At 63.3% G+C, this 26,507-nt stretch carries 33 protein-coding genes and 1 other RNA gene; 24 read left to right on the top strand and 10 right to left on the bottom strand.

Annotated features, from left to right (window positions below; genetic code table 11):
• Positions 1–33 precede the first annotated feature (33 nt).
• The 4 genes from MQW79_RS09300 to tkt all read right to left on the bottom strand — a co-directional run bounded on the left by MQW79_RS09300 (position 34) and on the right by tkt (position 4,545).
• On the bottom strand, positions 34–561 hold the full coding sequence (locus MQW79_RS09300; protein ID WP_476588153.1) for a putative glycolipid-binding domain-containing protein: 528 nt from the start codon (positions 559–561) through the stop codon (positions 34–36).
• Between the two features lie 74 nt (positions 562–635).
• Complete coding sequence (locus MQW79_RS09295; RefSeq protein ID WP_476588152.1) at positions 636–1,250, bottom strand: GyrI-like domain-containing protein; 615 nt, start codon at positions 1,248–1,250, stop codon at positions 636–638.
• A 261-nt stretch (positions 1,251–1,511) separates the two neighbouring features.
• A complete protein-coding gene (gap, locus tag MQW79_RS09290) occupies positions 1,512–2,519 on the bottom strand; it encodes a type I glyceraldehyde-3-phosphate dehydrogenase (RefSeq protein WP_476588151.1) in 1,008 nt (335 codons plus the stop codon).
• Between the two features lie 49 nt (positions 2,520–2,568).
• A complete protein-coding gene (gene tkt, locus MQW79_RS09285; protein ID WP_476588150.1) occupies positions 2,569–4,545 on the bottom strand; it encodes a transketolase in 1,977 nt (658 codons plus the stop codon).
• A 247-nt stretch (positions 4,546–4,792) separates the two neighbouring features.
• Between tkt and MQW79_RS09280 the strand changes: the two genes are divergently transcribed.
• Genes MQW79_RS09280 through MQW79_RS09265 form a run of 4 tightly spaced genes read left to right on the top strand, consistent with a single transcriptional unit; the run spans position 4,793 to position 6,056 of the window.
• Positions 4,793–5,080: a DUF4164 family protein gene (locus tag MQW79_RS09280; RefSeq protein ID WP_476588149.1), complete on the top strand. Its 288-nt coding sequence runs from the start codon at positions 4,793–4,795 to the stop codon at positions 5,078–5,080.
• A gap of 6 nt (positions 5,081–5,086) precedes the next feature.
• Entirely contained in the window at positions 5,087–5,458 is a 372-nt protein-coding gene (locus tag MQW79_RS09275) for a cell division protein ZapA (protein ID WP_476588148.1), read from the top strand.
• Between the two features lie 48 nt (positions 5,459–5,506).
• Positions 5,507–5,770, top strand: coding sequence for a type II toxin-antitoxin system ParD family antitoxin (locus MQW79_RS09270; protein ID WP_476588147.1), 264 nt, complete (start codon positions 5,507–5,509; stop codon positions 5,768–5,770).
• 1 nt (position 5,771) lies between these two features.
• Entirely contained in the window at positions 5,772–6,056 is a 285-nt protein-coding gene (locus MQW79_RS09265; RefSeq protein ID WP_476588146.1) for a type II toxin-antitoxin system RelE/ParE family toxin, read from the top strand.
• On the opposite strand, the gene MQW79_RS09260 is transcribed toward MQW79_RS09265, so the two are convergent.
• Positions 6,053–7,675 (bottom strand): cation:proton antiporter, encoded by a 1,623-nt coding sequence (locus tag MQW79_RS09260; protein ID WP_476588145.1) that lies wholly within the window; start codon positions 7,673–7,675, stop codon positions 6,053–6,055. The genes MQW79_RS09265 and MQW79_RS09260 overlap by 4 nt on opposite strands.
• Before the next feature lie 101 nt (positions 7,676–7,776).
• On the opposite strand from MQW79_RS09260, the gene ssrS reads away from it, so the two are divergent.
• The 6 genes from ssrS (at position 7,777) to MQW79_RS09230 (ending at position 12,436) form a co-directional block, all read left to right on the top strand.
• A non-coding RNA gene (ssrS, locus tag MQW79_RS09255) (6S RNA) lies at positions 7,777–7,934 on the top strand.
• Between the two features lie 14 nt (positions 7,935–7,948).
• Positions 7,949–8,536 carry a 5-formyltetrahydrofolate cyclo-ligase gene (locus MQW79_RS09250; RefSeq protein WP_476588144.1) on the top strand — a complete coding sequence of 196 codons (588 nt, stop codon included), beginning with the start codon at positions 7,949–7,951 and terminating at the stop codon, positions 8,534–8,536.
• A complete protein-coding gene (locus tag MQW79_RS09245) occupies positions 8,533–9,357 on the top strand; it encodes a TIGR00282 family metallophosphoesterase (RefSeq protein WP_476588143.1) in 825 nt (274 codons plus the stop codon). Before MQW79_RS09250 ends, MQW79_RS09245 begins: the two co-directional genes overlap by 4 nt.
• A 159-nt stretch (positions 9,358–9,516) precedes the next feature.
• The gene (locus tag MQW79_RS09240) at positions 9,517–10,935 is read left to right on the top strand and encodes an alanine/glycine:cation symporter family protein (RefSeq protein ID WP_476588142.1); all 1,419 of its coding nucleotides are present in this window, start codon (positions 9,517–9,519) and stop codon (positions 10,933–10,935) included.
• Positions 10,936–11,053: 118 nt separating this feature from the next.
• Positions 11,054–11,800: a YebC/PmpR family DNA-binding transcriptional regulator gene (locus tag MQW79_RS09235; RefSeq protein WP_476588141.1), complete on the top strand. Its 747-nt coding sequence runs from the start codon at positions 11,054–11,056 to the stop codon at positions 11,798–11,800.
• A gap of 96 nt (positions 11,801–11,896) precedes the next feature.
• Positions 11,897–12,436: an AAA family ATPase gene (locus MQW79_RS09230; RefSeq protein WP_476588140.1), complete on the top strand. Its 540-nt coding sequence runs from the start codon at positions 11,897–11,899 to the stop codon at positions 12,434–12,436.
• 18 nt (positions 12,437–12,454) lie between these two features.
• On the opposite strand, the gene MQW79_RS09225 is transcribed toward MQW79_RS09230, so the two are convergent.
• Positions 12,455–13,234, bottom strand: a complete 780-nt coding sequence (locus MQW79_RS09225) for a GGDEF domain-containing protein (protein ID WP_476588139.1) — start codon at positions 13,232–13,234, stop codon at positions 12,455–12,457.
• Positions 13,235–13,511: 277 nt separating this feature from the next.
• Here MQW79_RS09225 and ruvC point away from each other — a divergent pair, with 277 nt between their 5' ends.
• The 14 genes from ruvC to MQW79_RS09155 all read left to right on the top strand — a co-directional run bounded on the left by ruvC (position 13,512) and on the right by MQW79_RS09155 (position 23,343).
• Complete coding sequence (gene ruvC / locus MQW79_RS09220) at positions 13,512–14,018, top strand: crossover junction endodeoxyribonuclease RuvC (RefSeq protein ID WP_476588138.1); 507 nt, start codon at positions 13,512–13,514, stop codon at positions 14,016–14,018.
• The gene (gene ruvA, locus MQW79_RS09215; RefSeq protein ID WP_476588137.1) at positions 14,015–14,632 is read left to right on the top strand and encodes a Holliday junction branch migration protein RuvA; all 618 of its coding nucleotides are present in this window, start codon (positions 14,015–14,017) and stop codon (positions 14,630–14,632) included. Before ruvC ends, ruvA begins: the two co-directional genes overlap by 4 nt.
• A gap of 29 nt (positions 14,633–14,661) precedes the next feature.
• The gene (locus MQW79_RS09210) at positions 14,662–14,964 is read left to right on the top strand and encodes a hypothetical protein (RefSeq protein WP_476588136.1); all 303 of its coding nucleotides are present in this window, start codon (positions 14,662–14,664) and stop codon (positions 14,962–14,964) included.
• 7 nt (positions 14,965–14,971) lie between these two features.
• Positions 14,972–16,009 (top strand): Holliday junction branch migration DNA helicase RuvB, encoded by a 1,038-nt coding sequence (ruvB, locus tag MQW79_RS09205; protein WP_476588135.1) that lies wholly within the window; start codon positions 14,972–14,974, stop codon positions 16,007–16,009.
• Positions 16,006–16,506: an NUDIX hydrolase gene (locus MQW79_RS09200; RefSeq protein ID WP_476588134.1), complete on the top strand. Its 501-nt coding sequence runs from the start codon at positions 16,006–16,008 to the stop codon at positions 16,504–16,506. The genes ruvB and MQW79_RS09200 overlap by 4 nt, the downstream gene beginning before the upstream one ends.
• Positions 16,503–16,712, top strand: coding sequence for a helix-hairpin-helix domain-containing protein (locus MQW79_RS09195; RefSeq protein ID WP_476588133.1), 210 nt, complete (start codon positions 16,503–16,505; stop codon positions 16,710–16,712). The genes MQW79_RS09200 and MQW79_RS09195 overlap by 4 nt, the downstream gene beginning before the upstream one ends.
• A complete protein-coding gene (gene ybgC, locus MQW79_RS09190) occupies positions 16,709–17,107 on the top strand; it encodes a tol-pal system-associated acyl-CoA thioesterase (protein ID WP_476588132.1) in 399 nt (132 codons plus the stop codon). The genes MQW79_RS09195 and ybgC overlap by 4 nt, the downstream gene beginning before the upstream one ends.
• A gap of 204 nt (positions 17,108–17,311) precedes the next feature.
• Positions 17,312–18,022, top strand: a complete 711-nt coding sequence (gene tolQ / locus MQW79_RS09185; RefSeq protein ID WP_476588131.1) for a protein TolQ — start codon at positions 17,312–17,314, stop codon at positions 18,020–18,022.
• 7 nt (positions 18,023–18,029) lie between these two features.
• On the top strand, positions 18,030–18,467 hold the full coding sequence (locus tag MQW79_RS09180; RefSeq protein WP_476588130.1) for an ExbD/TolR family protein: 438 nt from the start codon (positions 18,030–18,032) through the stop codon (positions 18,465–18,467).
• Positions 18,468–18,477: 10 nt separating this feature from the next.
• Entirely contained in the window at positions 18,478–19,626 is a 1,149-nt protein-coding gene (locus MQW79_RS09175; RefSeq protein WP_476588129.1) for a hypothetical protein, read from the top strand.
• A 65-nt stretch (positions 19,627–19,691) separates the two neighbouring features.
• Positions 19,692–21,002 (top strand): Tol-Pal system beta propeller repeat protein TolB, encoded by a 1,311-nt coding sequence (tolB, locus tag MQW79_RS09170; RefSeq protein ID WP_476588128.1) that lies wholly within the window; start codon positions 19,692–19,694, stop codon positions 21,000–21,002.
• A gap of 363 nt (positions 21,003–21,365) precedes the next feature.
• Positions 21,366–21,932 carry a fasciclin domain-containing protein gene (locus MQW79_RS09165; protein WP_476588127.1) on the top strand — a complete coding sequence of 189 codons (567 nt, stop codon included), beginning with the start codon at positions 21,366–21,368 and terminating at the stop codon, positions 21,930–21,932.
• Positions 21,933–22,087: 155 nt separating this feature from the next.
• On the top strand, positions 22,088–22,576 hold the full coding sequence (msrB, locus tag MQW79_RS09160) for a peptide-methionine (R)-S-oxide reductase MsrB (protein ID WP_476588126.1): 489 nt from the start codon (positions 22,088–22,090) through the stop codon (positions 22,574–22,576).
• A gap of 47 nt (positions 22,577–22,623) precedes the next feature.
• Entirely contained in the window at positions 22,624–23,343 is a 720-nt protein-coding gene (locus MQW79_RS09155) for a type 1 glutamine amidotransferase (RefSeq protein ID WP_476588125.1), read from the top strand.
• 1 nt (position 23,344) lies between these two features.
• Here MQW79_RS09155 and yihA read toward each other — a convergent pair whose 3' ends face one another.
• The 4 genes from yihA to rpmH form a co-directional block, all read right to left on the bottom strand.
• The gene (gene yihA, locus MQW79_RS09150; protein WP_476588124.1) at positions 23,345–23,989 is read right to left on the bottom strand and encodes a ribosome biogenesis GTP-binding protein YihA/YsxC; all 645 of its coding nucleotides are present in this window, start codon (positions 23,987–23,989) and stop codon (positions 23,345–23,347) included.
• 65 nt (positions 23,990–24,054) lie between these two features.
• Positions 24,055–25,887, bottom strand: a complete 1,833-nt coding sequence (yidC, locus tag MQW79_RS09145) for a membrane protein insertase YidC (RefSeq protein ID WP_476588123.1) — start codon at positions 25,885–25,887, stop codon at positions 24,055–24,057.
• Positions 25,884–26,288 (bottom strand): ribonuclease P protein component, encoded by a 405-nt coding sequence (rnpA, locus tag MQW79_RS09140; RefSeq protein ID WP_476588122.1) that lies wholly within the window; start codon positions 26,286–26,288, stop codon positions 25,884–25,886. The genes yidC and rnpA overlap by 4 nt, the downstream gene beginning before the upstream one ends.
• A 15-nt stretch (positions 26,289–26,303) precedes the next feature.
• Entirely contained in the window at positions 26,304–26,438 is a 135-nt protein-coding gene (gene rpmH / locus MQW79_RS09135) for a 50S ribosomal protein L34 (protein ID WP_086470424.1), read from the bottom strand.
• Positions 26,439–26,507 lie beyond the last annotated feature (69 nt).

The following is a 26,507-nucleotide window of genomic DNA, read 5'->3' as shown; positions in this document are numbered from 1 at the left end:
CCTGATTGGGTGACAGGAGCGTGACCGGCAAAGTCAGTCCATGCGCTCGAAGAGGCCGGGATAGGTGGTCACCAGATTGTCGCCATCCACTTCCAGCACCCGTTCAAAATCGCCCGACCGGTAGCGGAAATGACTGTCGTCCAGTTTTGTGTAGACCTGTTCGGAACGCCGGAAGCTCATCTCGGTGGCGTCGATCCAGGCCATGGCGAAGCGCACGGGCCTGTCGATCTCGAATTCGGTCCGCCAGAGGGGCAGCGAATTGGTCAGCGGGGTAGGCCAGATGTCGACATCGACGCAGCCACGCAAGGCCGCGATGGGCTCGGCGCGATCATCGGACCAGCCGCCTGCGCCATCGCAGAAGAGTTCGAGCACTTTGCCGTCGGCGCGTTCGATCCGAACAGTACGCGTATGGCCGTTCTCATCGAGTTTCAATCGGTAGAAAAGGCCGAAATCGGGGCCGATAATGGCGCTGCGGATATGGGTGATCCTGCCGTCGGCAATGTGGCAATGCTCAGTTGTTGCAAGGTCGAGGCCCTTCCAGCGGACAGATCTGTTGAGCACGGCACGCCTTCCCCGGTTTCCTGCATTTCCACCAAAGATGCGTGCATTGCACAAGCGTCGGGATAGCAAATTCGTCAGATCGGTCGCACCGGCTGGCGCAGGATGGTCTTGAGCTTTTCTGGAACGGTGCGACGCGGATCGCTGAGATAGATTTCGTGGTGATGACCGTTGAAGGTCAGGCCTCGCGTGGGCATTTCCACATCATGCAACTGCGCCAGAACGGGCCCCTCGTCGTCATAGGCGCCGACGTGAAGGATCTGCAGGCAGTGGCCTTCCGTCAGCGTGGCGAGCCGCAGGCTTTCCGGTGGTGCGCCAAGCTTGGCCATAGCCTTGCTCCGCGCGGCCTCGAACATATCCTGGGTAATGACATCAGGGGCGAGGATCATCATGGTCCAGCGCCAACTATCCTTGCGGCGGGCGACGAAGTCGGCTGGATCATCACTCCACCAGAGGCCTTCAAGAGGCGGCACGACATAGTCCTGGCCCAGGGCCTTGGCGGCGAATTTGAGCGCGTAGCTGGTGGAATAGAGCCATTCCACGGCACTTTTGTAGTCAGGGGCGGTGTTGGGATCGCCTGATCCGTCGACCATCACATAGGTGAGGGGCGGGACGTCGATGAGGGCGAACTCTTGCCGCGCGGAATAGAGGTGTTTCAGTGTCTTGCGAATGTCGCCTTTTGCTACCGTCACTCTTCCCTCCCAAGGCGTCCCTGAACGCTCCACGCCATCGTCATTGCCGGGCTTGACCGGGCAATCCATCTTTACCCGGCTTCGCATGGACCACCCGGTCAAGCCCGGTGGTGACGATGGGTGAGGTATCCGGGCCCGCTGCCAAATTCCGTCAGCAGCCTCCCCCAACAGAAAGGGCGCCCCGGAGGACGCCCTTCAAAATCCAGTACCGCCTCAATTCGCTCCACCGGAGCGAATTGCCCTTCAGGGACGGTTCGACGTTCAGAGAGTCTTGCCCAAAGCCACGGCGGTGTCGGCCATGCGGTTGGAGAAGCCCCATTCATTGTCGTACCAGGAGAGGACGGATACGAAATTGCCGTCCATCACCTTGGTCTGGTCGAGCGCCATGGTCGAAGAATGGCTGTCGTGGTTGAAGTCGATGGAAACGTTGGGCTGGTCGGTATAGCCGAGCACGCCCTTGAGTTCGCCGTCGGCATACTTCTTCACGGCCGCATTGATTTCCTCGGCGGTCACGGCGCGCTTGGCAATGAACTTGAAGTCGACGCAGGAGACGTTCGGGGTCGGCACGCGGATCGAGACGCCGTCGAGCTTGCCCTTGAGCTCGGGCAGCACCAGGCCGATGGCCTTGGCAGCGCCGGTCGAGGTCGGGATCTGGCTGAGCGCAGCCGCGCGGCCGCGATAGAGATCCTTGTGCATGGTGTCGAGGGTCGGCTGGTCACCGGTATAGGAATGGATGGTGGTCATCATTCCCTTTTCGATGCCGAATTCCTTGTGCAGCACATAGGCCAGCGGCGCGAGGCAGTTGGTGGTGCACGAGGCGTTCGAAATCACCACGTCATCCTTGGTCAGCGACGCATGGTTGATGCCGTAAACGATGGTCTTGTCGGCGCCGTCGCCGGGGGCCGAGATGATCACCTTCTTGGCGCCGGCCTTCAAATGCGCCGAGGCCTTTTCCTTGGAGGTGAAGATGCCGGTGCATTCGAGCGCAATATCGACGCCCATGGCGGCGTGCGGCAATTCTTCGGGATTGCGGACGGCAGTGACCTTGATCGGGCCGCGACCGACGTCAATGGTGTCGCCATCGACCTTGACGGTGTGCGGGAAACGGCCATGCACGCTGTCGAAGCGCAGCAGGTGGGCATTGGTTTCCACCGGGCCCAGATCATTGATGGCCACGACTTCGATATCGGTGCGGCCGGACTCGATGATGGCGCGGAGGACATTGCGGCCGATACGGCCAAAACCATTGATGGCGACGCGAACTGCCATGGAAAGACGCTCCTAACGGGGAGGGGAGAGAAAGGGAGGCGAGGCTCTCTTACAACTGTGCGGTGACGGCTTCAACAACGGCCTTAGACGTAATGCCGAAGTGGGCATAGAGCGCGTCGATGGGGCCGGAAGCGCCGAAGGAATGCATGCCGACAAAGCGACCCTTGTCGCCCAGCAGCTTGTTCCAACTCATCTCGATGCCGGCTTCGACGGCGACGCGGGCCTTGGCCTTGCCCAGCACCTCGGCCTTGTAGGCGTCGGACTGCGCGGCGAAGAGTTCCATCGAGGGCACGGAGACGACGCGGGCCTTGATGCCCTTTTCGGAAAGCTCCTTCTGGGCCTCGACGGCAATGGCGACTTCCGAGCCGGTGGCGAAGATCACCGCATCGGCATCGGCAGGGCCGACCAGGGTATAGGCGCCCTTGGCCGACTTGTTTTCGGCCGAATATTCGGTGCGCACGGCCGGCAGGTTCTGGCGCGAGAGGGCAAGGATCGACGGACGATCAGCGGTTTCGATCGCCAGTTCCCAGCATTCCGCGGTTTCCATGGCGTCAGCGGGGCGGAAGACCAGGAGGTTGGGAATGGCGCGCAGGGCCGTTAGGTGTTCCACCGGCTGGTGGGTCGGGCCATCTTCGCCCAGGCCGATCGAGTCATGGGTCATGACATAGATGACGCGCTGTTCCATCAGCGCCGAGAGACGGATGGCCGGGCGGGCATAGTCGGTAAAGACCATGAAGGTGCCGCCATAGGGAATGAAGCCGCCATGCAGGGCCACGCCGTTCATGGCCGAGCCCATTTCATGCTCGCGGATACCATACATCATGTAGCGCCCAAGGCGGTTGTCCGCCTGGAACGGGATCATTTCCTTGGTATTGGTCAGGTTCGAATGGGTGAGGTCGGCCGAGCCGCCCAGGGTCTCGGGCAGCACGGCATTGATGACATCGAGTGCCATCTGGCTGGCCTTGCGGCTGGCGACCTTGGGCTTGTCCTCGGCCAGCTTCTTCTTGTAGTCGGCCATGGCCGACTGGAAGCCCTCGGGCAGCTTGCCGGACATGCGGCGGGTGAATTCGGCCTTCTTGTCGGACTTGGCGAGGCGGGCTTCCCATTCGCCGCGAATATTCTGGCTGCGGGTGCCGGCGGCGCGCCAGGCGTCGAGAATGGCGGCGGGGACTTCGAAAGCCGGATAGGTAATGCCCAGGGCTTCCTTGGCGCCGGCCAGTTCCTCGGCGCCGAGCGGGGCGCCATGGACCTTTTCGGTGCCGGCCTTCTTGGGCGCGCCGAAGCCGATCGTGGTTCTGGCGGCGATCAGGGTCGGCTTGTCGGTCGACTTCTTGGCGTCGTTGAGGGCCTTTTCGATGGCGGCCTGGTCATGGCCGTCGATCTCGATCGTGTTCCAGCCGACGGCCTTGAAGCGGGCGATCTGGTCGGTCGAGTCGGCATTGGAGACCTTGCCGTCGATGGTGATGTTGTTGTTGTCCCAGATTACGACGAGCTTGTTGAGCTTGAGGTGACCAGCGAGCGAAATGGCTTCCTGGGAAATGCCTTCCATCAGGCACCCGTCACCGGCCAGAACCCAGGTATAGTGATCGACGAGGTCGGAGCCGAATTCGGCAGCGAGCTTGGCTTCGGCAACGGCGAAGCCAACCGAGTTGGCAAGGCCCTGGCCGAGCGGGCCGGTCGTGGTCTCGATGCCGGTGGCATGACCGAATTCGGGGTGGCCGGCGGTCTTCGAACCGATCTGGCGGAAGTTCTTGACCTCGTCGATGGTCATGTCTTCGTAGCCGAGCAGGTAGAGCGAGGAATAGAGCAGCATCGAGCCGTGGCCGGCCGAGAGGATGAAGCGGTCGCGATCGGCCCAGTGCGGGTTCGCGGGGTCGAACTTCATCACCTTGGTGAAGAGCACAGTGGCGATGTCGGCGCAGCCCATGGGCAGGCCAGGGTGACCGGAATTGGCTTTCTCGACCGCGTCCATGGAAAGGGACCGGATCGCATTGGCCAGGTCGTTCTGCTGGGCTGTATTCGTCATGGGAAGGACCGCTCGCTTGCTCGAAAGTCTAGGATTTATCGGGAGCGGCGGCCGGGCCAGCCTCCTCCCAAAGGCGGGTTTGAGCCATAACAGGTTCGGCCTTCCTGTCAATGTCACCAAAGGGCTTTGCCGTTCGGTCTATGGCCGGATTTCGGGGGAGTTGGGCGCTCAAGGCAGTTGCAATGCCATAATCGGTGGGGCAGGCTGGAAAAGTTGGAATCGTCGCGTCTTAAAGGCAGTAGCGGCCATGAGTGAGACGGAACTTGAAGAGGGCCTGGTCGCGGCCGCCGCCCGGTTTGACCGGGCCCTGGCGCGGCTTGGCACGAGCGCCCGCGATCTCAATACGCGGCTGGCGCGGCACCAGCGCATGGAAGTGGATACCCAGCGGCTGATCCATGAGCGGGCGCGGCTCGCCACCGAACTCGACAAGACTGCGGCGCGTGCCAAGCGCCTGGACGACAGTGCCCACGAAGTGTCGCGCCGTCTCGTGGATGCCATGGAGACCGTGCGCTCCGTATTGGCCAAGGCGGAGTAGCCCCGGGTGCCCGAAGTCAATGTCGAGATCAATGGCCGCAAATACCGCATGGCCTGCGAAGAGGGCCAGCAGGGGCACCTGATCGGCCTGGCCGACCGCTTCAATGCGCAGGTCGAGGGCCTCAAGGGCGCCGTCGGCGAAATCGGCGACAACCGCCTGACGGTCATGGCGGGCATTGCGGTGCTCGACGAGCTGTCCGAGGCCGAACGCAAGATCAAGGCGCTGGAAACCCAGGTGCTCGAACTGACCCGCGCCGGGCAGGATATCGCCGTCGAGCTGGAAAACACCGAAGCGCGTTTTGCCCAGAAGCTGGTCGAGGCCGCCAAGGCCCTCGAGGGCGTGGCCGATACGCTGGACGAAGTCGCCATCCTGCCATAATCTTTGGCAAAGATTGGCAAGGTTTGCCAATGAGGACGGAGAAGCGCCATGGCCACCATGAACATATCTTTGCCCGATGCGATGAAGGACTGGATCGAAGAGCAGGTCGGCAGCGGTCGCTATGCCAACAGCAGCGATGTGGTCCGCGATTTGGTGCGGCGCGAGCAGGAGCGGGCGGATGCGCGCGAAAAGCTGCAGCAGTTGGTGGATGATGCGCTGGCAAGCGGAATTACCGAGATGAGCCGAGAAGACCTGCTGGCCCGCATGAAGGAAAAGCGCCTGGAAGCCATTGCGCAGCAAAAATTGGCCTAAGATGTGGAAGCTGACAACGGATGCGCGCGATGACCTCGACCGCATCTCGTTGTGGGGCCTGGAGCAGTTCGGGCTAAATCAGGCTGAGAAGTATGACCTGCGCCTGGCGGACGCGTTTGACGCGCTGGCTGCCAATCCCAGAATGGCCCCGGAGCGTCTGGCTTCCCATCGCAGCGTCCGGCTCATGCCCTGCGAAGCCCACCACATCCTCTACATCATCGATGGCGAGGACATCATCATCCTGCGCGTTCTGCATCATTTGCAGGATTGGTTCGAGCTCCTCTAGCCCTTTCCCACACTGTCCATGAAGGCCTGTTCGAGGTCGAGCTTGTCGAGCATGTCGCGCACCACCGTATCATCCAGTTCCTGATGGTCGCGCGCCCGCACCAGGCGGCTGCGGCGCGCCGCCAGCAGATATTGGCCGATGGCGAGGGCGGCCTGGGGGTCGACGCCGCGGGGTTGCTGCGCCTTGCGGCCGGCATCGAAGCGCTGGCGCATGCTGGCGACGAGGCGCTGTGAGGCGGCATCGGGATTGTCCCTGGCGTAGGAATCCAGCGCCTGCATCGTGGCTTCGTGCGTCAGGGCTTCGGCGCGCTCCACCTGCTGGGCGACGAACTGTTCGTGCCGCCGGTTATCGAGTTTCAGGCGGTTGATCAGCAGCGGCAAGGTCAGCCCCTGGATCAGGAGGCTGGCTATGGTGACGAGGAAGGCCAGGGAGACGATGGCTTCGCGTCCGGGCAGGGCGTCTCCCGCCGCCGTGAGAAGCGGCGTACCGGCTGCGGCCGCCAGCGTGACGACGCCACGCATGCCGGTCCAGGAGAGCACGGTGTTTTCGCGCCAGGTCAGCGGCGGCTGTGGCCTTTGGCGCCGCCCGCGCCGCGATGCGGGAGCGGCGCCCCATTTGCGGTCGAGCCGCCGGTAGCGCCAGCGGCCCAGCCAGCCGGAGCCAAAGACCCAGGCGAAGCGCGTCGCCACCAGAGCCAGGAACAGGGTGAGCGTCGCAACTGTCAGTTCCATGGCGTCGAAGCCCGCCTCATTGGCGTCGGTGATGACGAAGCGCAGCTGCAGGCCGATATAGGCGAAGACAAAGGTTTCGAGCAGGGTGTCCACGGTGCGCCAGAAGGCGCCTTCCTGCATGCGCTCTTTGTACTGTGTCTGGACTCCATGGTGGCCGACGGAAAAGCCGGCTGCGACCACGGCGAGCACACCCGAGGCATGTAATTCCTCGCCGATCAGATAGGCGGCAAAGGGTACGACGACCGAAAAGGCGGTGGCCAGGGCCGCATTGGACAGCCGGCCGCGCACCCAATGGGCGAGGTTGCCGACCGCGAGGCCCACGATGATGCCAACACTGGCGGCATAGAGGAAATAGAGCGGCACATTGTCGATGAAGGCATGGGTTCCGGTTGCCACGGCCACCAGGACCGAAAACATGGTCAGCGCCGCCGCGTCGTTGATGAGGCTTTCGCCCTTGAGCACGGTCATCAGTCCCGTCGGCAGCCCGGCGCGGCGGCCGATGGCGATGGCGGCCACGGCATCGGGCGGAGCCACCACCACGCCCAGGATCAGCGCGGTGATAGGCAGGAGATCGGGCAGCACGCTGATGGCGGCCACGGCGGCCACCGCGGTCGAGGCAAAGACCAGGAATACGCCCAGGTTGACGATGGAGCCCAGCCGTCGCTGGAAATCGGCGAAGGAAAAATCGCGCGCCGCGGTGAACAGCATGGGCGGCAACACGATGGAGAGAATGGCTTCCGGCTCCAGTTGCAGCGGCGGAATGCCCGGAACATAGGAGGCCGCCAGCCCCACCATCACCACCAGCAGCGCCGGCTGGATATTGCGCCGTTCGGCCAGGGCACTGACGGCGATGGCAATGGTGATGACGATCAGCGTATAGGCGAGCATCCGGCGCTCCGTGCCGCAGGGTCGAGATCAATTCTATGGTGCAATCGTGCCCTTGGGGAGTGTGGGCCTCTTTGCTTGGCGAAGGGAAGCGCCTATATCTCTTGTCGCTGCCCGGCGCGTGAGGACACACATATCCCCGGGGCCTTAATCGATCCTAAGGGAGCTGTCCCTGACCAGGCCCGTGGGCTTGGACATACGGCGCCCACCTACGTTTGTAGGTTCCCGGGATCGCAAGTCCCACGGCCAGGGTGGCACTGAATTCGACGAGGGCGCATGGCGGACCAGGACATCGAAGAGACCAAGGCCGCCCTGCGCAGGCAAGCTCATGCCAGGCGCGCCGCGCTCTCCGATGAGGCCCGGGCCGAGGCCGCCAGCGCGGTCGCCGCGCATTTCTTCGACTCCGTCGCCTTCGAGCCCGAACATGTGATCGCCGGCTATTGGCGCATCCGCGACGAGCTCGATTGCCAATCCATCCTGGTGCGCCTGATGGATAGCGGGCAGAGGGTGGTGCTGCCCGTGGTGGCCGGCGACGACGCGCCGCTGGAGCTGCGCGTATGGGAGGCGGATGCGCCCCTCTACGAGGCGGGCTTCGGCACGCTTGCCCCGGCCGATCTGGCGCCGCGCGCCGTGCCCGATCTGGTGCTGATGCCGCTGCTGGGCTTTGACAATGCCGGCACACGGCTGGGTTATGGCGGAGGCTACTATGACCGCACGCTGGCCACACTGCCCAAAAAGCCCCTGCTCGTGGGCCTCGCCTTTGCAGCGCAGGAGCTGGACCACATCCCCCGGGAGCCGCATGACGTGCCGCTCGATGCCATCGTGACCGAGCGTGGCGTCCGCTTCTTCGAGGCCAGTGAATGAGACTGTTGTTTCTGGGCGACGTCATGGGCCGGTCCGGCCGTGACGGTGTGACTGAGCGACTGCCGGGCCTGATCGCCCGCTACGGTTTCGATTTCGTGGTGGTCAATGGCGAGAATGCCAGCCACGGCAAGGGTCTCATCGAGAGCCATTTCCAGGCCTTGCGCGATGCCGGCGCCGACATCGTCACCCTGGGCGACCACGCCTTCGACCAGCGCGAGGCGCTGAGCTATATCGAGCGTGAACCAACCCTGGTGCGCCCCATCAACTATCCCCCCGGTACGCCGGGGCGCGGCGCCATGATGGTGGAAGGCCGCAACGGTCACCGCGTGCTTGTGGTCAATGCGCTGGGCCGGGTGTTCATGCCACCCATCGACGATCCCTTCCGCGCCGTCGAGGCGGCCATAGCAGAGGCACCGCTTGGCCATGTCGCCGATGCGGTCATCGTCGATTTCCACACCGAGGCGACCTCGGAGATCCAGGCCATGGGCCATTATCTCGATGGCCGGGCGACCCTGGTCGTGGGCACTCATACCCATATCCCGACGGCCGATCATCGCGTGCTGAGGGGTGGCACTGCCTTCATGGCGGATGCCGGCATGTGTGGGGATTTCGACTCGATCATCGGCACCGAGACCGATGAACCGCTGAACCGTTTCCTCACCGGCATTCCCAATGGCCGCTTCACCCCGGCAGAGGGGGAAGCGACGCTCTGCGGCGTCGCCGTTGAGACCGATCCGCTTACGGGTCTTGCCCGTTTCGTGGCGCCGCTCCGGGTCGGGGGCGTCCTCAGCCAGATGCTTCCGGATTTTCCGGTCCAGTAGGCATCGTCAGAATTCCCGCTTGCCGAAGATGAGAATTTGAGGTCCGATCAAGATGTTGCGCCGGGCGCGCACCTTGTTTGGTTGGCTTGAAAAGGAAGACTGGCCCCGGACGCGGCATGACGTGCCGATCAATCGTCCACGCATCATGGAGATGTGGCCATGCTCGATCCGGTCATCAACTTTCTCAACGAAATCTTCTGGGGCTACGTCCTCATCTACGGCCTCCTGGCTGTCGGCCTGTTCTTCACCGTGCGGCTGGGCTTCATCCAGTTCGTCAACTTCCCCGAAATGTTCCGGGCAGTGCTCGGCTCCAAAAAGAACGACAGCGCCGGCATCACGCCGTTCCAGGCGCTCTGCACCTCGCTTGCCTCGCGCGTCGGCACCGGCAATCTGGCCGGGGTGGCCGTAGCGCTCTATCTGGGCGGACCGGGAGCGATCTTCTGGATGTGGATGGTCGCGCTGGTCGGCATGGCGACGGCCTATTCCGAGTCCACGCTGGCCCAGCTCTACAAGACCAAAAACGAGCAGGGGGAGTATCGCGGGGGGCCGGCCTTCTACATTGCAAAGGGGTTGGGCGCGCCCTGGGCAGGGGCGATCTTCTCAGTCTGTCTCATCCTGGCATTCGGTCTCGTCTTCAATGCGGTCCAGGCCAATTCCATTGCCGACGCCATGCAGGGCGCCTTCGGTTTCGACAAGATATGGGTGGGGGTGGCGCTGGCTCTGCTGACCGGGATAGTGATCTTCGGCGGCATCAAGCAAATCGCCCGCGTGGCCGAGATCATCGTGCCCTTCATGGCGGTCATCTACCTGCTGGTGGCGCTCTATGTCGTCATCATCAATATTGGCGAGGTGCCGGCAATGCTGGGCCTTATCGTGCAGAGCGCCTTCGGGCTCGATGCAGCCGCCGGGGGTATGGCCGCCGCCATGCTCAACGGGGTCAAGCGGGGGCTCTTTTCCAACGAGGCCGGCATGGGCTCGGCGCCCAACATCGCCGCTGTCGCCACGCCCGATCCGCACCATCCGTCTTCCCAGGGCTTCGTGCAGGCGCTGGGCGTTTTCATCGACACCATCCTCATCTGCACGGCCACGGCGCTGATGATCCTGCTTTCGGGCGTCATGGTGCCGGGCAATGAGCTGACCGGCACCCCGCTCACCCAGGCGGCAATGAGCGTCCATATCGGCGGGGCAGGGCAGTATTTTATCGCCATCGCCATCCTGTTCTTCGCTTTCACCTCGATCATCGGCAACTATTCCTATGCCGAGAACGCCATGGTGTTTCTCAAGGCCGGTAGTTCGATTGGGCTAAGCCTGCTGCGGCTGGGCGTGTTGGCCATGGTCGTGTGGGGGGCCTATGAAAGCGTCGCGACGGTGTTCAATGCCGCCGATGCGTCCATGGGCCTGATGGCAACGGTCAACCTGATCGCCATCGTGTTGCTTTCGGGCACCGTGGCCAAGCTGACCAGGGATTATCGGGCGCAGCGAAAGGCCGGCAAGGAGCCGCTTTTCCATGCGGCGGACTATCCCGAACTGGCCGAAAAGATCGACCAGACGATCTGGAACAAGCACGATCCGGGCTGATGCTTCGGCACTTGCCGGGGGCCCGTCCTGCCATTCGGCGGGGCGGGCGCTTTCTTTTTGCCGTCCGGCCCCCTATAAGCCATGCCGAAAATCCAGAATTGCATATCCGAGGTTTCACATGGCTGGCCATTCCCACGCCAAAAACATCATGCATCGCAAGGGCAAGTCCGACGCGATCCGCTCCAAGATCTTCTCCAAGCTGGCGCGCGAAATTACTGTGGCGGCCAAGATGGGCATGCCCGATCCGGCCTTCAACGCCCGCCTGCGCCTGGCCGTAGCCAATGCGCGCTCCCAGTCCATGCCCAAGGACAATATCGACCGTGCCATCAAGAAGGCGTCGGGTGCCGACAGCGAGAACTATGACGAAATCCGCTACGAGGGCTATGGCCCCGGTGGCGTCGCCGTCATCGTCGAGGCGCTGACCGACAATCGCAACCGCACCGCCTCGAATGTGCGCTCCTATTTCTCCAAGAATGGTGGCGCCCTGGGCGAAACCGGTTCGGTCGGCTTCATGTTCGACCGCGTCGGCGAAATCACCTATCCGGCCACGGCCGGCTCGGAAGACAAGGTCATGGAAGCGGCCATCGAAGCCGGTGCCGACGATGTCGAGAGCGACGAGGACGGCCACTATATCTACACCTCCTTCGAAGGCATGGTGGAAGTCTCCGCCGCCCTTGAAAAGGTGCTGGGCGAGGCCGAGTCGGTGAAGGCCATCTGGCGCCCGCAGAACCAGACCCCCATCGACGCCGAGAAGGGCGCGACGCTGATGAAGCTGATCGCCACGCTCGAGGAAGACGACGATGTGCAGAACGTCTATTCCAACTTCGACATGAGCGACGAAGACGCGGCCAAGCTCGAGGCCTGACGGCAAGCACCGGCCCGGGCCGGGTTCGATGATCCATTTCGGGCTTGCGGCTCCGCCGCAGGCCCGTTGTATTTCTCCTCACGGGGAGGAAAGGTCATGATCATCGTTCTCAATGGCTATCCGGGCACCGGCAAGCTGACCATCGGCCAGCACCTCGTCGAGCGCCTCGGCGGGCGGCTCCTGGATATACATTCTGTCTACAACATTGCCTTTGCGCTGACCGAGTTCAAATCCGCTCAGTTCGTGACCGCCGTCGAGCGAATCGAGGCGATCGCGCATGATCTGGTCCTCGATCTTCCCCCCGACGTTCCTGTGGTCCTGACCACCGTACTTGCGGGGCAAAGCGAATGGGGCGATGCCGAATGGGGCCGGCTGGCCCGGCTGGGGGAGCTGCGCCCGCCCTTCTGCGTGGTCCATCTTCGTTGTGCGCTCGACGAGAATATCCGCCGCATCCAGAGCGAAGGGCGTGCCGCCAAGCGCAAGCCACGCGCTGCGGACATGGCCCGCCGCAACCACGCCGAGGCCAAGCCTTTGCTCGGCGCAGACGCGCCGCATCTGCTGGAACTCGACGTCACCGCGCTCTCGCCGGATGCCGCAGCGGTCCGCATCGCCTCGTGGCTGGCCCAGCAGGCGTAGACCTCCCTGAATGCCCCGTCAGCCCGTGCGCTTGAGATTGATCACCGGGTGATCTTCGACCTGCACGACGGCGGCGGTGTTGCGGCCGGCATGCTTGGCCCCGTAGAGCCGCTGGTCGGCAATGCGGAACAGCTGGGCGAAACTGGTGGTCTGGGCGAAAGCGGCCCCGCCGATGCTCACCGAAAGCGGGCGCATCTCGCCATGCGGACGGAACTCGGCGCCGTTGACGGCCGCGCGGATGCGCTCGGCTACAACCTGGGCCTGATGCTGGGTCACGCCCGGCAGGAAGACACCGAATTCCTCGCCGCCCATGCGGCCCACAATGTCGCCACTGCGCAGGGTCGAGCGAATGGCCCGGGCGATCACCGTCAGCGCCTCGTCGCCCATGTCATGGCCATAGAGGTCATTGATCGATTTGAAGTTGTCGGCGTCGATCATCAGCAGCGCCCCGCAACTGGCGGTGGCAGGGTGGCGCAGCCAGGTATCGATATGGCTGGTAAAGGCGCCGCGGTTGAGGCAGGCGGTGAGGCTGTCGGTGCGCGCGACGCGTCCAAGCCGGGCATTGGCTATGACGAGGCCCCGCATCCGCATGCTGAAATAGAAAAACAGCGGCGCACCGATGATGATGGGTAATGCCACGGCACTGACCAGTATGCGCACGGCCAGATCGCCGCTCAGATCGCCAAAGGCAATGAGCGTGAAGCTGATCGATGCGCCGATGCAGGCCAGGGTGCCGAACAGGGTCCAGCGCCCGACGCTGGTCCAGCCGAGCAGGGGCCGGTTTCGCGGTGACTGCATCTGGGTCAAATTGCGCTTGTCTGCGTGCCGAGCAGCGCGAGCGGCATCTGGTGACGGCAGATCTGCGACGCCCCGTGCGCCAAAAATTGTTTCGCCTCTGCCATTTCGCGCCCCACATCACTGCATTCCCAAGGCTCGGACGCTAGCCGCTGGTTCATCAACGTGACGTGTTTTTTGTTGCTCGCATTTTAACGACCGGTGGCGGCAAAATGAGTTTGTTGCTCATTTGTTCACTTTGTCCTTGGTAAGCTCCGGCGCGCTCACTACAAGGAACACCATGACACGTTCTGTGCGAATCATCGGCATCGATCCGGGCCTGCGCCGCTGCGGCTGGGGCATTATCGAGGCGCTGGACAATCGGCTGAGCTTTGTGGCCGGCGGCACGATCACGCCGCCAACCGACGGCGCCCTGGCTGATCGTCTGGCGGCGCTGGCCGGCGGCCTGGGCGAGGTCCTGGATCGGCACAGTCCCGATGAGGCCGCCGTGGAAGAAACCTTCGTCAATGCGGGTGCCCGATCGGCACTGATCCTGGGGCAGGCGCGCGGCGTCACCCTGGTCGTGCCCGCTCTGCGCGGCCTTGTCGTGGCCGAATATGCCACCAATCTCGTCAAGAAATCCGTGGTCGGTACGGGCCATGCCGAGAAGAACCAGGTGGCCCTCATGGTCAAGACGCTGCTGCCGGCGGCGGTGATCAAGGGGGCAGACGCGGCCGACGCGCTGGCCGTGGCCATCTGCCACGCTCACCATCGTGTTTCTGCCCGGCGCATGGGAGCCTATGCATGATCGGCAAGCTGAAGGGCCTGGTCGACAGTTTTTCCGATGACAGCGTGCTGATCGACTGCGGCGGGGTCTGCTACGAGGTCTTCTGTTCCGGTCGCACCTTGCAGGCGCTGCCGCGCGTCGGGGAGGCGACGGTAGTCTTCATCGAGACCATCGTGCGCGAGGATTTCATTAAGCTCTATGGCTTTGCCAACGAGGCCGAGAAGAGCTGGTTCAACCTCTTGACCACTGTGCAGGGGGTGGGCGCGCGCGTAGCGCTGGCCATTCTTTCGGTGATGACTCCGTCGGAATTGTCGAGCGCTGTGGCGCTGCAGGACAAGGCGATGATTGGCCGGGCCAATGGCGTTGGACCCAAGCTGGCCCTGCGCGTGGTCACCGAGCTCAAGGGCAAGGTCCCGGCCATGGGCGCCTTGGATGCGGGCACGCTGGGCCTGCAGACGGCTCTCGGGGAAGGCGTGGCGACCAGCAATGTGACCGATGCCGTCTCGGCGCTCACCAATCTGGGCTATTCCAGCGCCCAGGCCTCGGCCGCGCTGGCGCGGGTCGTGGGCAGGGAAGGCGAGGACACGCCGACCGAAAAGCTGATCCGGCTGGGCCTGAGGGAATTGAGCAGCTAGGGTGCTGCCTGAAACCAGGGGAGAACAGCATGACGGGCATGGGACGGAAATGGTGGGTGGCAGGCCTGCTGGTCGCGGCGACTTTGGCGCCGGTTGCGGCTTCAGCCGACCAGAACGAGCCGACGGCGGTGGCTATCTGGTTCGTCGAGGACGATGGCTCGACCAAACCCTACTATTTTCACGATCCGGCCAATCCCATGCCGCGCTGGTCCTGCGTGCCGCGACTGGATTATCTCACCAAAATGTTCTTCCGCATGACGCGGCAGAACCCCGATCTCAAGGACAAGACGGCCGTGCGGTCGGCCTGTGTCCCGGTATCGAGCATTCAATAGGCCAGGCGTGACCAATCTGACATCTGCATCTGCCGGTCGGGACGACAATCTCGACGTTTCGCTCCGCCCCTCGGGCTTTTCCGATTTCGTGGGGCAGGCGGCAGCGCGCGCCAATCTCGAAGTGTTCATCGAGGCCGCCAAAAAGCGCGGCTCGGCGCTGGACCATGTGCTGTTTGTCGGCCCGCCGGGCCTGGGCAAGACCACTTTGGCGCAGATCATCGCCAAGGAACTGGGCGTGGGCTTCCGCGCCACATCAGGTCCTGTTATCGCCAAGGCCGGTGACCTCGCGGCGCTTCTGACCAATCTCGAAGAGCGCGATGTGCTGTTCATCGATGAAATCCATCGCCTCAACCCGGCGATCGAGGAAGTCCTTTATCCCGCGATGGAGGATTTCCAGCTCGATCTCATCATCGGCGAGGGTCCGGCCGCGCGGTCGGTTCGCATCGATCTGGCCAAATTCACCCTGGTTGGCGCCACCACCCGCGCGGGTCTGCTGACGACGCCATTGCGGGACCGCTTCGGCATTCCCGTCCGGCTCAATTTCTATACGCCCGAGGAACTGGTCAAGATCGTGACCAGGGGCGCGCGCCTCATCGGCATGCCCATGTCACCGGACGGGGCGATGGAGGTGGCACGACGCTCGCGCGGCACGCCACGCATTGCCGGACGGCTCTTGCGCCGCGTCATCGACTTCGCGCAGGTCGAGGGGGTGGCTGAGGTCAACAGTGTGTTAGCAAATAAGGCCCTGCTGCGCCTCGATGTCGACGCGCGCGGCCTCGACCAGCTCGATCGCCGCTACCTCAATGTCATTGCCGATTTCTACAATGGTGGGCCTGTCGGCATCGAGACCATCGCGGCGGCGCTGTCCGAACCGCGCGACGCCATCGAGGAAATCGTCGAGCCCTATCTGTTGCAGCAGGGCTTTATCCAGCGCACCCCGCGCGGCCGCATGCTGACCGCTATCGCCTTCCAGCATCTCAATAAAATCATTCCGCAGGGCTTTGCGGGCCTGCAGGCCAGCCTGTTCGAGGAGAGCGAGGAGTGAGCGCCCGCCACGTCATCAGCTTTCCCATCGAAGGGCAGCGCTTCAACTTCCGGGTCGCCGGGATCATCATTGCCCAAGGCCATGTGCTGATCTGCCGCGAAGATGATGACGACTATTGCATGCTGCCCGGAGGCCGGATCGAGCTGGGCGAGGACAGCCGCCTCAGCCTCATCCGCGAGATTGCCGAAGAGCTTGATCTGCCAGCGGAAATCGGCGCGATGCTGGCCACTTCGGAGAGCTTTTATCGCCGCGAGGGCGAGGATTTTCACGAGCTCGGCTTCTTCTATTCCGTGACCCTGCCGGGCCAGGGGCCGGATGGCAGATCACCCTGGCTGAAGCGTTTCGACGAGGGGCATGACCTGTCCTTCCATTGGGTGCCGCTTGCGGGCAGGGCACTGGAAGAGTTCAATCTCCTGCCGCACTGGCTGCCGGATTTCCTGCGCGGCCTCCCCGATCAGTTGACCCATGTGGTGCACGACGAGAGGGTGGGGCGGTGAGCAGCGCCGGGGACCGCATCGCCGATACGCTGAAGCTCAGCCGTCCTGCGCATCGGGCACTGGCGCAAGCGGGCCTTTTCAGCTTTACCGATCTCGCCGGCTGGACCCGCAAGGAGGTGGCGGACCTGCATGGCGTCGGTCCGAAGAGCTTTGTCGAACTCGATCCTGCGATGGCCGAACGCGGCCTGGGTTTCAAACCGGCATGAGCATCCATACCCATTCCGTCCGCATCTATTACGAAGACACCGATTTTTCGGGCAATGTCTATCACGCCGCCCATCTGAAGTTCTTCGAGCGCGGCCGTACCGAGTTCCTGCGCGATCTGGGCATCCATCATCACGAGCTGGTCGAGCAGGGCATCGCCTTTGCCGTACGATCAATGGAACTCGACTTCGTCGCTGCTGCGCGGATCGACGACCTGCTGACGGTAAGCACCGAAGTGGTGGAGGCCGGCGGGGTCCGGCTGGTGCTCCGGCAGACACTTTATCGTGACGACAAGGTCATTACCCAGGCCAGGGTCACGGTGGTGGCGATCAAGATGTCGGGCGGACCGGCGCGCCTGCCGGCCGACCTGCGGGCCCGTCTGGTGCCCGGCGCCTGAGGGCGGTGTATCTCCGCCCCGAGGGCTCGGACTCTCTTTGTTAACTCCTTGGTGACCATAAGGGTGAATTGGCAGATTTGCACCGCGCCGGACCCTCACCAGCGCCCGGCATAGCGGGCATTTCTCTTAATTTTGACAGATTTCGTCCCCATCGCAACGGCAATGGGGCCGCACATTCGAGCCGGCCAGAAGGAAGAAAGTTTCATGGAAGCCATGGATGCAGTGGGAGCGGTCGCTCCGCATGCTGACCTGTCCATCTGGGGCCTGTTCTGGGCCGCTGACTTTGTTGTCAAATCGGTCATGCTCGGTCTGCTCGCAGCATCGGTCTGGTGCTGGGCGATCATCATCGACAAGTCCATCACCTATCGCCGCACCCAGGCGGAGATGAACCGCTTCGAGCGCACGTTTTGGTCGGGGCAGTCACTCGAAGAGCTGTATCAGCAACAGGCGGAGAAGCCCTCGGGCGGGCTTGGCGCGGTGTTTGTCGCGGCCATGAAGGAATGGAAACGCAGCCACGAGCAAAATGCAGCGAGCTTCGTGGGCATGCAGCAGCGCCTCGACAAGGTGCTCGACGTGGCCATTGCGCGCGAGAGCGAATATCTCGAAAAGCGCCTCAACTTCCTGGCCACGGTGGGCTCTGCCGGCCCGTTCATCGGTCTGTTCGGCACGGTCTGGGGCATTATGAATGCCTTCACCAATATCGCCGCGTCCTCCGATACCAATCTGGCTGTCGTGGCCGGTCCGATCGCCGAAGCGCTGTTTGCCACCGCCATTGGCCTCGTCGCCGCTATTCCCGCGGTTATCGCCTACAACAAGCTGTCGTCCGATGCCGGCAAGATGATCGGGCGGCTGGAGGGCTTTGCCGACGAATTCTCCACCATCCTCAGCCGCCAGCTCGAAGCGCGGGGCCGCTGACATGGGCATGGGTGTCGCATCGGGCGGAGGAGGCGGCGGCGGGGGGCGTCGTCGCCGGCGCAAGCGCAGTGCAGTGATGAGCGAGATCAACGTGACGCCGATGGTCGACGTCATGCTGGTGCTGCTCATCATCATGATGGTCGCGGCGCCGATGATGACGTCTGGCGTGCCGGTTGACCTGCCGCGCACGTCCGCTGGTGAAATGCCCAGCCAGACCAAGCCCATCACCGTGGCCGTGACCCCCGAAGGCGCCATATTCGTCGATGAAACGCCGGTGACCGAAACCGACCTGATCGCCACGGTCGGCACATTGGCAACAGTGGAAGACCGCGTCTATCTGCGCGGCGACACGACGGCCAATTATGGCACGGTCATGCGGGTCATGGGCATGCTTTCGGCTGCCGGCTATACCAAGATCGGGCTCGTCACCGAGCGCGAGAGATAGGCCCCAGCGTATGCGCACCGGCCTCGTCGTATCGATATCTGCACATGTGCTGCTGCTGGTGCTCGGCCTGGTCAATCTTGGCCTGACCGAGCCCCTGCAGCCGACGGTGCAGTCCATTGCCGTCGATCTGGTGCCCATTGAGGAATATTCCAATATCCGCCTGGGCCAGCTCGACAGCGAAGTGGTCGAAACCGATACGCCGTCGGTGGTGGAATCGGATGAGCCCGCTGAACTTGCCCAGCCCACGGGCAATACGCAGGATAACCAGGTGACGCCCTCGCCGGCGGATGTGCCAACGCCGGCCCCCGTTACCGAGACCGCGCCGGCCCCCGAGGCCGAACCAACGCCCGAGCCGGAGCCCGAGCCCGAGCCAACACCGGAGCCGGAACCAGTCCCCGAACCAGAGCCCACGCCAGAGCCGGCCCCTGCGCCGGTTGCGCTGCCGCAGACCCGTCCGCAGGATCTGGCCCCGGCGCCAGAGCCGGAGCCGGTTCCTGAACCTGCGCCCGTACCGGAGCCCACCCCTGAGCCCGAGCCGACGCCGGAACCAGCGCCGACGCCTGAGCCCGAGCCCACGCCGGAGCCGACCCCAGAGCCAACGCCGCCGCAGGTCAACGTGGCGCTGCCGACCTCGCGTCCGGCTGATCTGGCACAGGTGCGTGAACAGGCCCAGGCTGCCGAACGTCGTCGTCGCGAAGAGGAAGAGCGTCAGCGTCAGGCCGCAGCGGCCGCGCAGGCTGCGCCGCCGACCCAGATCAGCTCGGAAACGGCCGATGACATTTCCTCGATCATCAACAATGCGCCCACAACGGGTGCGACGACCGGTCAGGGCGGCTCGCCGACGCTGGGCGATACGACCGGCACGTCTGCGCGCTTGAGCCAGACGGCCATTGATGGTCTGGTGGCCAAGATCAAGACGTGCTGGAACCTGCTGCCGTCGGACTTCAATAGCGGCATGAATGTCACCCTGTCGGTGAGCATGAACCGCGACGGCAGCGTCAACGGCATCCCGCAGATCATCGCCAGCGACAGCTCGGCGGGCGGGCAATCGATTGCCCGTGCCGCCCAGCGCGCGGTGGTCCAGTGCGGACCCTATTCCATGCTCTCGGCCGACGCCTATGATGAATGGCGCCAGATCGAGATCGAACTCAGACCCTGACCTTGAATTCGCCTTTGTGCTGGCCAAACTGCGGCCAAACGGCAAGACCGGAGAGATCTAGACCCATGACCCTGATGACGCGACGCACCGCGCTCAAGCTTGGCCTGGCTGGCGGCGCTTTGCTGGCCACGGCCCCCATGTCCTTGGCGCAGCTGCGCATCGTGGTGGAGGGCGCCAATTTCCAGCCCCTGCCCATCGCGATTCCTGACTTCGCCTCGTCCGACCCGACTTTCGGGCGCGAAATTGCCGATATCGTGCGCAACAACCTGCGCCGGTCCGGCCTGTTCCTGCCGCTCGATCCGGCGTCGCTGCCGGTGCAGGTGGGCGACGTCAACGCTACGCCCGATTTCAACATCTGGCGCACGGCCAATGTCGATGGCGTGGTGATGGGCGCGGTGGAACGCGGCGGCCAGATTTCGGCGCAGGTCCGCGTCTGGGATACGCAGCAGGGCGCGCAGGTGGTGGGCAATAGCTATGCCACCGATCCCAATTCTGCCCGCCGCATCGGGCACCTGGTCTCCGACGCGATCTATTCGCAGCTTTCGGGCGGCACCGGCTATTTCGATACGCGCGTGCTCTACGTGGCCGAAAGCGGCCCCAAGGCCAACCGCGTCCGGCGCCTCGCCATCATGGATCAGGACGGGGCCAATGTGAGCTATCTCACCGATGGCCAGTCCATGGCGCTGACCCCGCGTTTCTCGCCCAATGGCGACCTCGTCACCTATATGAACTTTGCCGAAGGCAATCCGCAGGTTTATCTGCTGCAGCTTTCGACCGGGCAGCAGCAGCGGCTCGCAAATGTCGGCGCCATGACCTTTGCGCCGCGCTTCTCGCCCGATGGCGGCACCGTGGCTTTCTCGGTGGAGCAGGGTGGCGCGACCAATATTTATGCCGTGTCCACCGGTGGCGGTCAGCCCATGCAGCTGACCTCGGGCGCGGCGATCGATACGTCGCCTTCGTTCTCGCCCGATGGCAGCCGCATCATTTTCGAGAGTGATCGTGGCGGCTCGCCGCAAATCTACATGATGGGTGCGGGCGGCGGAAATGCGCAGCGCATCAGCTTTGGCCAAGGCAGCTATTCGACTCCGGTCTGGTCCCCCAGCGGCGATCTCATCGCCTTTACCCGCCAGTCGGGCGGGCAGTTCCATATCGGCATCATGGCCCCCGACGGGTCGGGCGAGCGCCTGCTCTATTCCGGCTACCACGCCGAAGGGCCGACCTGGGCCCCCAATGGCCGCGTGATCATGTTCTTCCAGGATCCGGGCGGCAATGACGGCCCGCGCCTGATGAGCGTCGACATCTGGGGCCGCGCCGCCCAGACTGTGGCGACCGAAAGCTATGCATCCGACCCGTCCTGGTCCGGCCTCAGGGGCTAGGCCGGGCAGGTACACGGCCATAGTTTTATGATGATCTAGACTTGCAAAACCCTCGGGCTATCCCGAGGGTTTTTCGATGAAGCGCATTGCCGGTTCAATTGTTTGGGCATTGGAACCAACGCTCGCTGAAGCGCTTCATACGTGCCCGGACTCACAATGGATCACTGCGGATTTTTTTGTTTGGCGAAGGCTGTGGTGCGGCTTCAAACCGTGCTTAGACCATTGTTCTAAAAGAATAAAACGCTGCCGAAAAAATTACGGTGCCATTGAAACCGGGCCCGAAACTGATTGCGCCGAGGCTCCGTATCTTCCTTCGACCCTACCGCGAGTAGGGGTGAAATTTACACAGGAAGGAACTCTCAGATGACTCTTTCGCTTCGTGCTCTCTCTGTTGCCGCCGTTCTCACTCTTGGTTCGCTGTCAGGTGCTGCCGTCATCGCCCAGGACGCTCCCATGGTAGGCGGCGCCGCCATGCCGGCCACCAACAACATCATCGAGAATGCCGTGAATTCGGCCGACCACACCACGCTGGTTGCTGCCGTGCAGGCTGCCGACCTGGTCGAGACGCTGTCGGGCGAAGGCCCGTTCACCGTGTTCGCGCCGGTCAATGCCGCCTTTGAAGCGCTGCCCGCCGGCACTGTCGAAGGCCTGCTGGCTCCCGAAGCCAAGGACCAGCTCACTGCCGTCCTGACCTATCACGTCATCGCCGGTGACATTCACTCGGCCGACCTCGTCAAGATGATCGAGGACAATGGCGGCGAGTACAAGGCGGCAACTGTCCAGGGTGGCGAGCTGACCTTCAGCCTCGACGGTGACAATGTGGTCATCACCGATGCCAATGGCGGTACTGCCACGGTGACCATTGCCGACGTGGACCAGTCCAATGGCGTGATCCACGTCATCGACGCCGTTCTCCTCCCGGCCATGTAACCAAAGCCTGCTCCGAACCGAATAAGCAGGCAAACGGGGCCTCCGCGTAAGGCGCTTCCATTATGCGGAGCCCCATCTCGACGTGACCTGGCGGGCCCTGGCCTGCTATGGTCACGTTGGCTTTTCTGTGATGCCTCAATTGGTGGAGATGCCAGATGCGCTTCAATCGTCGAAACGTGCTGATTTCGGGCTCAATGCTGAGCCTGGGCGCCCTGCTGGGCCTGGGGCGTGCTGCCCAGGCGGCAGAGGAGCAGTTTCCCTTCTCGCTCAGTGACGAGGAATGGCAGGCCAGACTTACGCCGGAGGCTTATCAGGTGCTTCGCCACGAAAATACCGAAAGGCCCTTCACCTCGCCGCTCAATGACGAAAAGCGGGCAGGTGTGTTCCACTGCGCCGGGTGCGACCAGCCGCTATTTGACGCCGCCACCAAGTTCGATAGCGGTACGGGCTGGCCAAGCTTTTACGATTATATCCCGGAAAGCATCGGTACCAAGGAAGACACCTCGCTATTCATGACCCGGATCGAAGTGCATTGCGCCAATTGCGGCGGGCACCAGGGCCATGTCTTCGAGGATGGCCCCGCCCCGACAGGCCTGCGTTATTGTATTAACGGGGTTGCGATGAGGTTCGAGCCCGCGGCTTGATTGGCTTCCTGCGAGTCCGATATGCCAGAAGCATAGAGGATTCCTAAATGAAGCTCACCATCATCGAAGTCGGCAAGGTTCCCGATCCGCTCAAGGACCGGTTCGTCCCCTACACAGTCATGTTCCGCGAAATGTTCGCCTCGACCGGCCACGCCTTTGACTATGAGGCCGTGCGGGTGCTGGATGGCGAGGCGCTGCCGGATCCGTCGACGCTGGAGGGCATTGCCATTACCGGTTCGTCTGCCGGCGTCTATGAAGACCATGACTGGCTGCCACCACTGCGCGACTTCATCCGCAAGGCCTATGGCGCCAAGACGCCGATGGTGGGCATCTGCTTCGGCCACCAGGTGATGGCTGACGCTTTGGGCGGCGATGTCCGCAAATCCGAGAAGGGCTGGGGGCTCGGCCGGCACAATTACCGTGTCGTCAACCGGCCCGACTTCATGAGCCAGGCCCCCGACAGCGTCAGCGTCATCTGCTCGCATCAGGATCAGGTGATCGTACCGCCCAGGGAGGCGCAGGTGATCCTGGCGTCCGATTTCACCCCCAATGCGGGCCTGCACTATGCCAGTGGCGCAGCGCTGAGTTTCCAACCGCATCCTGAATTCGACGATCCCTATGGTGCGGCGCTGGTCGAGTTGCGACGCGGCCGGGCCGAGGATGCCGTCATCGAGACGGCCCTGGGCTCGTTCACGGTGGCATCTGACAGTGCCCGGCTGCGAGATTACGTCGCCCGTTTCATGATCGAGGCGGACGCGCGGCGCTAGCTCAGCTTTCGAGCAATAGCGCGATCTCGGAGCGCAGATGGGTCAGGCCGTCGCCTTTTTCGCTCGAGGTCAGTATGACGTCGGGATGGGCGGCCGGACGCTTGGCAATCGCCGCGCGGGTCGCGGCAATATTGGTCTCGAGCTCCCTGGCCGAGGGCTTGTCGATCTTGGTGAGGACGATCTGGTAGCTCACCGCGGCGCGGTCGAGCTCGTTCATGACCGAGAGGTCGTTGTCCTTGGGGCCGTGGCGGCTGTCGACCAGCACATAGACCCGGCGCAGCGTGGCGCGACCGGTGAGATATTGGTGGATCAGCGCAGTCCAGGCCTTCACCTTGGGTTCGGGCGCCTTGGCATAGCCATAGCCGGGCATGTCTACGATGCGCAGGTTCTCGCTCTGGCTTTCGAAGATGTTGAGCTCCTGGGTGCGTCCGGGCGTATTGGACGTGCGGGCAAGGCCCGACGTGCCGCACAGGGCATTGATCAGGCTCGATTTGCCCACATTGGAGCGGCCGGCAAAGGCGATCTCGACCCGATCCATGGGGGGCAGGTCGGCGAGCTTGACGCAGCCTTTCACGAAGAGGAACGGCCGGGCGAACATCAGGCGTCCGCGCTCGAGGATGTGGGGCGAAAAGTCGGGCTGCGTCATGGTGTGTTCCCACAAAGAGGAAGCCCGCCGGCAGAGCGGCGGGCCTTTGGACTTGCTGGTGCGGCTTAGCTCTTGGTCGGCTCTGCCGGCTTTGGCTTGCGGCGGAAGCTGTCCATGATGTTGCCGAACAGGTTCACCTCGACCCCGTGGCGCTTCATGATGAACCATTGCTGGGCAACCGAAAGGGTGTTGTTCCAGGCCCAGTAGATCACCAGACCCGCCGGGAAGGTGCCCAGCATGAAGGTGAAGATGACGGGCATCCAGTTGAAGATGGCGGCCTGGGTCGGATCCGGCGGCGGCGGGTTGAGGCGCATCTGCACCCACATGGTGATGCCCATGATGACCGGCCAGACACCCAGGTGCAGGAAGCCACCGATCAGCGGCAGGGCGGTCGGATCCCACGGGATCAAGCCGAACAGGGTGAAGATATTGGTCGGATCGGGCGCTGCAAGGTCCTGGATCCAGCCGAAGAAGGGTGCATGCCGCATCTCGATGGAGATGAAGATGACGGTGTAGAGCGCGAAGAACACCGGGATCTGGATGAGGATGGGCCAGCAACCTGAGAGCGGATTGATCTTCTCTTTCTTGTAGAGCTCCATCATCGCCTGCTGCTGGGCAGCGCGGTCGTCCTTGTAGCGCTCCTGCATGGCCTTCATTTCCGGCTGCACGCGGCGCATGGCGGCCATGGAGGCATAGGAGCGGTTGGCCAGCGGGAAGAAGAGGCCCTTGACGATGACGGTCACGGCCAGGATGGCGAGGCCAAAATTGCCCAGAATGCCGTAGAGCGTGACCAGCAGCCAATGCATGGGCTTGGTCAGGAAGTGGAACCAGCCCCAGTCGATCAGGAGGTCGAGGCGGTCAAAGCCATAGCTTTCCTGATAGGCGTTGATGACATTGTCTTCCTTGGCGCCGGCAAAGACGTAGGATTCGTGGGTGACGGTGCCACCAGCAGGGACCATGACCGGCTGCGTTTCCACATAGCTGGTCTGGTAGACATTGGTGCCATTGGGCTGGCTGAACGAGAAGCGCGCATTGATCGCGGCGTCTGGCTTGGGCAGGACAGCAGTCGCCCAGTATTTGTCGGCCATGCCGAGCCAGCCGCTGGTGGACGCCCAGTCCACCTGGCGCTCGTTCTGCAGATCGGAATACTTGCGGGCCACATAATTGTTCGAACCCAGCACGCCGATCGGGCCTTCATGCTGGATGAAGAAGTTCGCCACCTGCGGGTTGCCATGGCGGACAACGCGCGAATAGGGGAACAGGGCCACGTCGCCGGTGCCGGTATTTTCAACCGACTGGGTGACGGTGAAGAGATAGTAGTCGTCGATGGCGAAGGTGCGGCGGAAAATGAGGCCGGCGCCATTGTCATAGACCAGGGTGACCGGGGTGGTTGCGCTCAGCGTGGCGTTGTCGCCTTCGACGGCCCAGACGGTCTGGCTGTCGGGCACGGCGACGGTCGAGCCGCTGGCAGCGGCCCAGCCCTGTTCGACGAAATAGGCGTCGGCGAGACCTGCGGGCTTCAGGAGCGTGACAATGGGTGAATCCGGCTCGACGGTTTCCTGATACTGGCGCAGCCGCAAATCGTCGATGCGCCCGCCGGTCAGGTTGATGGAGCCCTCAAGGTCGGCCGTGGCGATCGAAACGCGCTCGCTGGCTGCCAGGGCGGTGTCCACATCGGCAAAGCTCTGCTGTGCACCAGCGACCGGAGCGGCGGCAGTACCATCGGCATTGGTCGCGGGGACGGCCAACTGTTCGGCATCGGCCTGCTGCTGGGCGGCGATCTCGGCCTGGCGCTGGGCCTGTTCGAGCTGCGGTCCGGCAATGAAGAACTGCCAGCCGAACAGCACGATCATGCTGAGCACGACGGCGAGGATCACATTGCGATTGTCAGAGTTCATGGTCTCGGTTTCCGTTGGCCGCGGCCTGGGGTATTTCGATTGTCGCCTGACTTTGTGTCATGCACACGAGCGATGAGGCTCGAAAGATCAGCCACCATTCTGTCGAAGGGCTGGCTGAGGGCTTCGCGTCGCGCCAAGAGCACATAGTCATGTCCGGGCACAAAGTCACGCGCACAAGCTGCCGCAGCCGCGCGCAGGCGGCGCTTCATGCGATTGCGTTCGGGCGAATTGCCGACTTTCTTGGTGACCGTAAAGCCGACGCCCGGCTCTTGTTCGGGCGCGGCGATGGCCTGCAGCCCAAACGCAGAGCGCCCGGCGCGATTGCCCCGGGCGGCTCTCAAAAACTGCGAGCGCCGCTTGAGGCGGCGCAATGCTTTCGGTTGGGAGAGATCGGCCGTCATCCGGCCAGGTTTCCCTTAGGCCGAGAGCTTCTTGCGGCCGAGCGCGCGGCGGCGGTTCAGGATGATACGGCCGTCCTTGGTGGCCATACGGGCACGGAAACCGTGACGACGGGCACGCACGAGCTTGGAGGGCTGGTATGTACGCTTCATGACATCAGACCGCGCTACCGCACGGTTCCTCTAGTTTGGTGCTGCTTGAAAGCAGAATTGGTGACGACG

The sequence above is a fragment of the Devosia sp. Micro-HW1 genome (assembly GCF_056341075.1).
Note: the sequence above shows the minus strand (reverse complement) of the source record. Positions and strands in the feature narration are given on the sequence as shown.